The sequence below is a fragment of the Actinomadura sp. NPDC048394 genome (genome assembly GCF_040651755.1).
In the GTDB taxonomy this organism is placed as follows: domain Bacteria; phylum Actinomycetota; class Actinomycetes; order Streptosporangiales; family Streptosporangiaceae; genus Spirillospora; species Spirillospora montaniterrae.
Genome location: NZ_JBEZJL010000088.1, coordinates 37,718 through 45,755 on the forward strand (window position 1 = coordinate 37,718; position 8,038 = coordinate 45,755).

Below are 8,038 nucleotides of genomic sequence, written 5' to 3' on the forward strand. Positions count from 1 at the left end.
ATTCTGTGGACAAGCCCAAGAAAGTCGCGGCTAATGTCCTGTTTTGCGGCCTTCAGAAGGCGCAGGGAAGTGATTTGATCCCGTTGATGAAGCTCGTACGCTGCCGGACCGGAGCCGACGTGGCGTGCAGATCGGGAAGGCGTGTGTAGAGCTCCCGCAGCAGGACCGTGACCTCGCGGCGGGCGAGGTGCGCGCCGAGGCAGAAATGCGGCCCCGGCGCACCGAAACCGACGTGGGGATTAGGCGAGCGCGTGATGTCGAATGCATGCGGATCCTGGAACACGGCCTCGTCACGGTTGGCCGAGTTGTAGTAGAGCACCACCCTGTCGCCGGTCTTGTACGTGTACCCGCACAGCTCGTAGTCCTGCGAGAGCGTACGCCGCATCCACGTCACCGGTGTCGCGTAGCGAACGATCTCCTCCACCGCACCGGGGAGGCGGCCCTCAATTTCACCGACGAGCAATGCGTGCTGATCGGGATGCCGCGTGAGGAGGTCGAGCGCGTGCGACAAGGCGTTGCGAGTCGTCTCGTTCCCCGCGACGACCAGCAGCGTGAAGAAGCGGGCCAGCTCGACGGTAGTGAGCGACTCTCCGTCGACGTTCGCGTGCGTGAGCGCCGTGACGAGGTCGTCCGCCGGCTCCTTGCCACGCAGCCGCCCCAGATCCCCCATGAGCTCGTGGAGGTGCGCGAACTTTTCGCGCAGCATCGCGATGCGGTCCTCGCCGGCCGGGCCGACGTAGTCGGGATCGCCGATTCCCAGGATCATGTTCGTGGCGTCGATGACCCCGTCGTACTCCGAGTCCGGGATGCCCATCATCGAGCAGATGATCCGCAGAGGCATCGGCATGGCGACGTGCTCGACGAAGTCGCACGGGCCGCGCTCGGCGAGTTCGTCCACGATCCGGCGGGCGAGGACGGTGACGTCCCCCGCGAACCGCTCGACCATGCGCGGGGTGAACGAGCGGGAGACGATCCGCCGGAGCCGCGCGTGCCGGGGGTCGTCCATGCTGATCATCGAGCCGGAGTACTCGGCGATCTCCGGCGACGGGTCCACGAGGCTGACCGCCGTGGGCTGCGAGCTGAACACCTCGGGACGGCGGCTCGCCTCGGCGACCTGCTCGTAGCGGGTCAAGGCGTAGAAGCCGGGTTCGTCCTGCAGGGGGCAGTAGACGGGATCCTGAGCGGATCTCAGCCCGGCGAACACCTCGTCGCGTTCGGCCTGGGACGTCGCCCAGAAGTCCAGACTGGACAGTCGCGTCTCGACAAGGGAGGGCATCGACCGGGCCGCCTTCCGCCGGGGAATCGCCGTCCACAGGCTAACGCGGAGGGACCCCGGAATGCGATCAGTCGACCGCCCTGTGCCTCGGAGGGACAGGGACCTGTATCGCAAGCGCGCGCGGGCGGGCCGTGAGCCCGCCCGCTGCGCACTCGGTCGTCGCTGGGGCGATGCCGGCCGTCAAGAGGGAGCCGGGGCTCCCCTCGTGGACCGGAGGTGTGGCCGAGGCCAGTCAGCGCGCGGACGGCTCCACGTAGTGGCGCTCGCCCGGCCCCACGTACACCTGCCGCGGGCGGCCGATCTTGGTGGTGGTGTCGTTCATCATCTCGCGCCACTGCGCGATCCAGCCGGGGAGCCGGCCGAGCGCGAACAGCACGGTGAAGGCGTTCGTGGGGAAGCCCATCGCCTTGTAGATGACGCCGGTGTAGAAGTCCACGTTCGGGTAGAGCTTCCGCTCGACGAAGTAGTCGTCGCTGAGCGCGACCTCCTCCAGGCGCATGGCCAGGTCGAGGAGCGGGTCGGACTTGCCGAGCGCCTCCAGCACCTTGCCGGTGGCCTTCTTCACGACCGCGGCGCGCGGGTCGTAGTTGCGGTACACGCGGTGCCCGAAGCCCATGAGCTTGACGCCGGGCTCCTTCTTCTTGACCCGCTCCACGAACGACTCGATGTTGTCGCCGTTCTGGTGGATGCGCTCCAGCATCTCCAGTACGGCCTGGTTCGCGCCGCCGTGGAGAGGTCCGAACAGGGCGTCGACGCCCGCGGACACGGACGAGAACAGGTTGGCCTGGCTGGAGCCCACCAGCCGCACCGTGGAGGTGGAGCAGTTCTGCTCGTGGTCGGCGTGCAGGACGAAGAGCATGTCCAGCACCCGCACGATCTCGGGGTCGATCTCGTACGGCTGCGTGGGCAGCCCGAACGTCATGCGGAGGAAGTTCTCCACGTACCCGAGCGAGTTGTCGGGGTAGAGCAGCGGCTGCCCGTTGGAGGTCTTGTACGCGTAGGCCGCGATGGTGGGCAGCTTGGCGATGAGCCGGATGCTGGACTGGTCGACCTGCTCGGGGTCGAACGGGTCGAGGCTGTCCTGGTAGAAGGTCGACAGCGCGCTGACCGCCGACGACAGGACCGCCATCGGGTGCGCGCGGCGCGGGAAGGCGGAGAAGAAGGCCCGGAACTTCTCGTCGAGCAGCGTGTGGTTGCGGACGCTGTCGGTGAACTCGTCCAGCTGGGCGGTCGTCGGCAGCTCACCGTAGATCAGCAGGTAGGCCACCTCGAGGAAGGACGATTTCTCCGCCAGCTCCTCAATGGGATAACCCCGGTAGCGGAGGATGCCCGCCTCACCGTCGATATAGGTGATCGCCGATGTGGTGGACGCGGTGTTGGTGAAACCGGGGTCGAGTGTGACGTGCCCCGTCTCCTTCAGGAGGCTCCCCACCCGCAGTCCCGAAGGTCCCTCGGTCGACTCAGTGACCTCGAGGGGCATCCGGCCGCCCGCGTGGTTGAGTTCGAAATCCGACATATGCGCTCGCTCCCAACTCCGTCCACACCTGCGTAGACGTTCCGCTCTTCATCGTATCGAGGTGATCACATGGCCTGATCGGCGGCCGTCTCGTTGACGCCGGGGCCGTGCGAATGTTGCGCTGAGTACATGACCGACAACAGTGGTGCGGAACTGGTCGCCCGAGCGCGCGCGGACGTCGCGGCGAGGGCGGACGGCAACCGCTTCCTGGACCTGCTCGAAGCGGGCGAAGTACCCCGGGAACGCCTGGTCCGGCTGGCCGCCGAGGAACACCGGATCGTCAGTAGCGACCAGCGCAGTTTCGCGCTGCTGGCGGCACGTTTCCCGGCGCCACCGGCGGGCGGCTTGTTCCTGGGGCTGGCGCAGGGCGAGGCGGAGGCGCTGACATTGCTCGGCCGCTTCGCAGCGGCCCTCGGCGAAAGTGAGAAGAATCTCAGCGCGTACGAGCCCCTCCCGCTCGCGCAGGCTTACCCGGCTTACCTCGCGCAACGTGCGGCGTTCGGCACCTCCACCGAGGTCGCCTTGGCCATGCTGGCCAATCTGGAGGAGTGGGGCGCCTACTGCGCCCGTACCGCCACAGCGCTTCGCGAACGCTACGGATTCGACGAGGAGGCCGTCGGGTTCTTCTCCTTCTTCGCCGAGTCGCCGCCAGGGTTCGAGGAGCAGGCTCTCGCCGTTATCGCCGCGGGCCTGGCTTCTGGCGACGATCCCGTGGAGGCGTCCCGCGCGGCTCGCCTCCTGCACGCGTACGAGAACGCCTTCTGGGACGCACTGGTGGACGACCTGCCCTGACCCGACTTCTGGACGGACGGCGTGTCGCTCTCGTAGGGGCGGCCAATGCCTCATACGTGCTCAGGCGGCTCGAGCAGGGTGGGCTGCTCTCCTTCCACCTCGATCAAGGTGGGTTCCTGAACGTCGATGAGGTCCCCTATCTCGTCCGTGAACTCGTCCTCCCCATAGACCGCGTGGAGAAGCGTGGAGAGCGCGGTGAGGACCTGCTCCGGTGAAGGCCGTTCCTCTGGGTCCTTGACGAGGCAGCGTGTCACGAGGCCCCGCATAGGGTCCGGTAGACGGTCGAGGTCGGGACGTCCATAGACGATGCGTCCGCGCACCTTGTGGCCCGTGCCGAACGGCGCGGATCCGGTCGTCGCGTAGACGAGCGTGGCGCCGAGCGAGAACACGTCGCTCTTGGGAGTGACGGGCTCGCCGAGTGCCTGCTCGGGCGACATGTAGGCGGGCGTACCCAGGATCTCCGAACGGGCGAGCGGCAGCGCGTCCAGCGGCCGGGCGATGCCGAAGTCGATGACGCGCGGGCCGTCCGATGCCAGCAGGACATTCGAAGGCTTCAGGTCCCTGTGGACGATCCCGGCGCGGTGGATCGCGATGAGTGCCTCCCCTAGGCCCGCCCCCAGCCTGCAGGCCGCCTGCTCGGGCAGCGGTCCCTTCTCCCGGACGACCTTGGCCAGGCTCACCCCGCGGATGTACTGCGTCGCGAGCCACGGGCGTTCCGCGTCGGGGTCCGCGTCGACGACGGCCGCGGTGTAGAAGCCGCTGACCGCCTGGGCGGAGACGACCTCGCGGCGGAACCTCGCCCGCCAGCGCGGATCGTCCAGCAACTCGTCCCTGATGACCTTCACGGCGACCAGCCGCCGGCTCGGTGAAGCGCCGAGGAACACCTCGCCCATCCCGCCGGAACCGAGCCGTGCGACCACACGGTAGGGGCCGATCATCCGGGGGGCTTCAGGCTGCATGGGCACGAAATCCGATCATGGTGGGCGCGGCTTCATCGTGCCACGGGCGGCCCTCCGCTCCGGCCGGTCAGGTCCAGCGGAGCTCGCTCCGTTCCCGCCAGTAGAGCTCGGGCGCGAGGCTAAGGCCGGCCAGTGTGTCCGACTCCCGTTCGTTCAGGGACAGGTGCGTCGCCGCAAGGTTCGCCTCCATCTGGCCCGGGGTGACGGCTCCGATCAGGACCGTGTCCGCCCAAGGCCGGCTCAGCGCGGCCGCCAAGGCCAGAGCGTCGGCGCTGGTGCCTTTGCCGGACGCCATGGCGGCCAGCGCGCGCGGAGGCCGTACGGCGAGACGGCCGTTCGCGAGCACTTCCTTGAGCAGGACGTGGAGACCGGCGGCATGGGCCTCTTCGAGGGCCGCTTCTGCAGACGTCTCTAGGAGATTCCACGTCGATTGCACGGTGCTGAAAAGCCGCCGGCCGGAAACCTCGAGGCGCATGGCGCGGCGGATGGTGCCGGCCTGTCCAGGCCCCGACGTGGAGAAGCCGACTCGGACACCCTGGGCGGTCGCTTCGGCCAGGGCTTCCTGAAGCCCGACGTCTTCGAAGAGCGGGCTGCCCTCCGTGAGCGAATGGACCTGGTAGACCGAGAGGTGATCGCCGAGCAGCGCGCGCGTCTCCGTGTACTGGGCGCGGTAGCGGTCGAGACTGTGCTCCTTGACCTCGTGCACTGGAGCATCGAGGCGCCAGTCTCCGACGTACGTGTAGCCCCACTTACTGGAGACGGTCAAACCGCGCGGCATACGCGCGGAGAGCCATTCCCCTAGGAACTCTTCAGCCCGTCCGTACGACCGTGCGGTGTCGACCCACCGGATCCCCGCCGCGTAGGCACCGTCCAGAAGGCTCCAGGTCGCGTCGCGCATCTGCTCGACGCTGCGGTCTTCGGGCAGCTCTTCCGTCCTTCCCACGTTGATATAGGCGGGGCGCCCCACCGCCGCTAGACCGATCCCCAGCCGTCCTGTCGCATTCATGTTTTCAGCCTCCCATGCCGGGACGTGGCCCGCGGCGGGAGCGTTGCTCGATCGCTTCCACGAACCGACCATTGGACATTTCTCCATTTTTCGATGGCAAATGACGGGCCTTATCCACAGAACCGCGTTCAGGTCTCGTTTCTGCCGCGTCTCCCCGAGGCTTGACGACGTCACGCGAACCCGCAAGGGCCCGAAGGAGGCTCCCTTTGCCGATCACCATCACCGTTCCCGAGGAGACCACCACCCGGTTCGTCGTCGCGGCCGACCGGACTCCCGACGACGTCGCCACGGCCCTCCGGCAGGGGCTGCCGGGCCGGCTCGGCGCCGGGATGTTCCAGCGGCTCGGCACGCCGGCCCTGATGGTCGCCGCGCACAAGGCCGAGGTGTCGCCCTGGGACCTCCGGTCGGTGACGAGCACCGACCCGGACGACGCCGAACGGGTCCGGCGCAGCGACTGGCACGTCGGGGTGACCTCGGTCCTGCCGGTCGCCGATCTCCCGGCCGGCCCGCACATCACCCGCGCCACGGCCGAGGCGCTCGCCGGATCGCTCGGCGGCGTCCCCGTCGACCTCGACATGAACCGGGTCGTGCACCCGCTCCCCGTACCGCGCCCGGAGACCTTCGTCCTCGCGGACGACTGGACGGGCGCCACGCTCCCGCCCTACCGGAACGCGGGCCGCTGCACGGCCGACGAGGACGAGATCGACGGCTGCTCCTGCGTGGGCATCACCACCCGGGGCCTGCGCCGCTTCGGCCTCCCCGAACTCGAGATCACCGGAGTGGCCTGCCCCCACGACCTCGCCGCTCTGAACGTCGTCCGGACCGCGGCGCAACGGCTGCTGCCTCTCGGAAGGCACCGGGGCGAGCATGTCCTGCATTCGGAACTCATGCTGACGAGCGCCGACTTCTCGGCGTTCTGGGGCAGCCGGGAGGAGGTGTGGGACGACGGGCCCGTCCCCGTGAGGCTCGTCCAGACCGGGCCCCGCCGCCTCTCGATCCAGGCACCGGAGGACTTCCCCGGCTCTCTCAACGAGTGGCTCTGGGACGAACTGCCGCCCGTCCTGCACCATTACCTGAGCTGTGAACCCGACGACGCCGACCCGGACTGAGCGGCCCGGGCTGTCACCTCCGGGCCACCTGCACGGCTGCGGCACGCCGGTTAGCGTCGGTCGCCATGCGGAACGAACAGGAGCCGGGCTCCCTGGAGAAGGTCCTCGCCGACATCGCCGACGAACGCGCCGCCCAGGACCGGATGTGGGGCGTCCAGGAGTTTCCCGACGGGACCGGACCGGAGTTCGCCGGTGGGGCCGACAAGGCCAAGGACGACTGCGCCGACGCCTGGGCGCGCGGCGAGCTGACATGGCGGCATGTGCTCGCCGAGGAGTTCCACGAGGCGCTGGCCGAGACCGACCCGGTGCCGCTGCGGAACGAGCTGGTGCAGACGGCGGCCGTGGCCGTGAAATGGATCCAGTCGCTGGACCGCCGGAACGGCATGACCGAACATCGCACCAAGGAAGGTGGTGGGCGCACCGAGAAGCTGGTCCGCGACCGGATCCCCGACCTCATCCTGAGCACCGGCCGGCGGCCCGAGACCCGGGTCGCGGAGCGCGGCGAGTACACGTCGCTGCTGCGCGCGAAGCTCTACGAGGAGGCCGGCGAGTACATGGAGAGCGGAGACCCCGCCGAACTCGCCGATGTCCTGGAGGTCGTCCACGCGCTCGCAGCGCTCCACGGCCTGACGCCCGCCGACCTGGAGGCAAGCCGCTCCGCCGAGCACACCACCCGAGGGGGTTTCTCAGAGCGCATCGTCCTGCGACTACACCCGTAGGCGCCGCCGACTGCGGTCAGCGGGATGGCGTCAGGGCCAGATCCGGCGAAGCGTCCACGGGCCGGCGGCTCCCGCGGCCGGCCCGACCACCTCCGCGATCGCCGGGCCGTCCGGCGTCGTGACCTGGAGCCGGTAGAAGCGGGCCTCGCCGGGTTCCTGCCACTGCTCCAGGACCCGGCGCACCCGGAAGCACCCGCGCGCACCGGTGATCTGAGAAGGATGGGCCACCGGGGTGGTCTCCGCGGAGACGGGTTCATCGATCAGCACGAGACCAGACCCTAGCCCGAACAAGTGTTCGAGCAAAGCCCAACAAGCCGCCCGACACGACATCCCCATCCCAGGCAAGCCGCCATCCGATACCCACCAGGCAGGCTCGCAGGTCAGCGCACACGGGCAGCACATGTGCGGCGCTGCGTCCGGAGCAGCGCCCGCAGGACCGCGCCCGGGGGCGTACTGCGTGCGCTTGCATGATGCGGCTCACAAAGGGCGGCGCCCGCGAAGCAGCCCATGTGAGCCCCTGCGTCCAGAGCGGCACCCCTGGGACCGCGCTGTGGGGCCGCGCCGTGGGGCCGCGCCGTGGGGCCGCGCCGTGGGGCCGCGCCGTGGGGCCGCGCCGTGGGGCCGCGCCGTGGGGCCGCGCTGGATAGGTAAGCGCGGGCCC

The 8,038-nt window shown here is 69.2% G+C and carries 8 protein-coding genes; 3 read left to right on the plus strand and 5 right to left on the minus strand.

Features of this window, described 5'->3' with window-relative positions:
* Positions 1-52: 52 nt before the first annotated feature.
* Together AB0C78_RS42570 and AB0C78_RS42575 are read right to left on the minus strand one after the other, a co-directional pair.
* Complete coding sequence (locus AB0C78_RS42570; RefSeq protein ID WP_360759639.1) at positions 53-1,276, minus strand: cytochrome P450; 1,224 nt, start codon at positions 1,274-1,276, stop codon at positions 53-55.
* A gap of 232 nt (positions 1,277-1,508) precedes the next feature.
* The gene (locus AB0C78_RS42575; RefSeq protein ID WP_151538796.1) at positions 1,509-2,792 is read right to left on the minus strand and encodes a citrate synthase; all 1,284 of its coding nucleotides are present in this window, start codon (positions 2,790-2,792) and stop codon (positions 1,509-1,511) included.
* Between the two features lie 129 nt (positions 2,793-2,921).
* Here AB0C78_RS42575 and AB0C78_RS42580 point away from each other — a divergent pair, with 129 nt between their 5' ends.
* The gene (locus tag AB0C78_RS42580; RefSeq protein ID WP_360759642.1) at positions 2,922-3,584 is read left to right on the plus strand and encodes a hypothetical protein; all 663 of its coding nucleotides are present in this window, start codon (positions 2,922-2,924) and stop codon (positions 3,582-3,584) included.
* 50 nt (positions 3,585-3,634) lie between these two features.
* Here the strand turns inward: AB0C78_RS42580 and AB0C78_RS42585 are convergent, their stop codons facing one another.
* Together AB0C78_RS42585 and AB0C78_RS42590 are read right to left on the minus strand one after the other, a co-directional pair.
* Positions 3,635-4,543 (minus strand): serine/threonine-protein kinase, encoded by a 909-nt coding sequence (locus AB0C78_RS42585; protein WP_360759645.1) that lies wholly within the window; start codon positions 4,541-4,543, stop codon positions 3,635-3,637.
* Between the two features lie 67 nt (positions 4,544-4,610).
* Positions 4,611-5,621, minus strand: a complete 1,011-nt coding sequence (locus tag AB0C78_RS42590; RefSeq protein ID WP_360759648.1) for an aldo/keto reductase — start codon at positions 5,619-5,621, stop codon at positions 4,611-4,613.
* Between the two features lie 134 nt (positions 5,622-5,755).
* Between AB0C78_RS42590 and AB0C78_RS42595 the strand changes: the two genes are divergently transcribed.
* Together AB0C78_RS42595 and AB0C78_RS42600 are read left to right on the plus strand one after the other, a co-directional pair.
* Positions 5,756-6,658, plus strand: a complete 903-nt coding sequence (locus tag AB0C78_RS42595) for a hypothetical protein (protein ID WP_360759650.1) — start codon at positions 5,756-5,758, stop codon at positions 6,656-6,658.
* A gap of 65 nt (positions 6,659-6,723) precedes the next feature.
* Positions 6,724-7,377, plus strand: a complete 654-nt coding sequence (locus tag AB0C78_RS42600) for a nucleoside triphosphate pyrophosphohydrolase (RefSeq protein WP_360759653.1) — start codon at positions 6,724-6,726, stop codon at positions 7,375-7,377.
* Between the two features lie 30 nt (positions 7,378-7,407).
* Here the strand turns inward: AB0C78_RS42600 and AB0C78_RS42605 are convergent, their stop codons facing one another.
* The gene (locus AB0C78_RS42605; RefSeq protein ID WP_360759656.1) at positions 7,408-7,644 is read right to left on the minus strand and encodes a hypothetical protein; all 237 of its coding nucleotides are present in this window, start codon (positions 7,642-7,644) and stop codon (positions 7,408-7,410) included.
* Positions 7,645-8,038 lie beyond the last annotated feature (394 nt).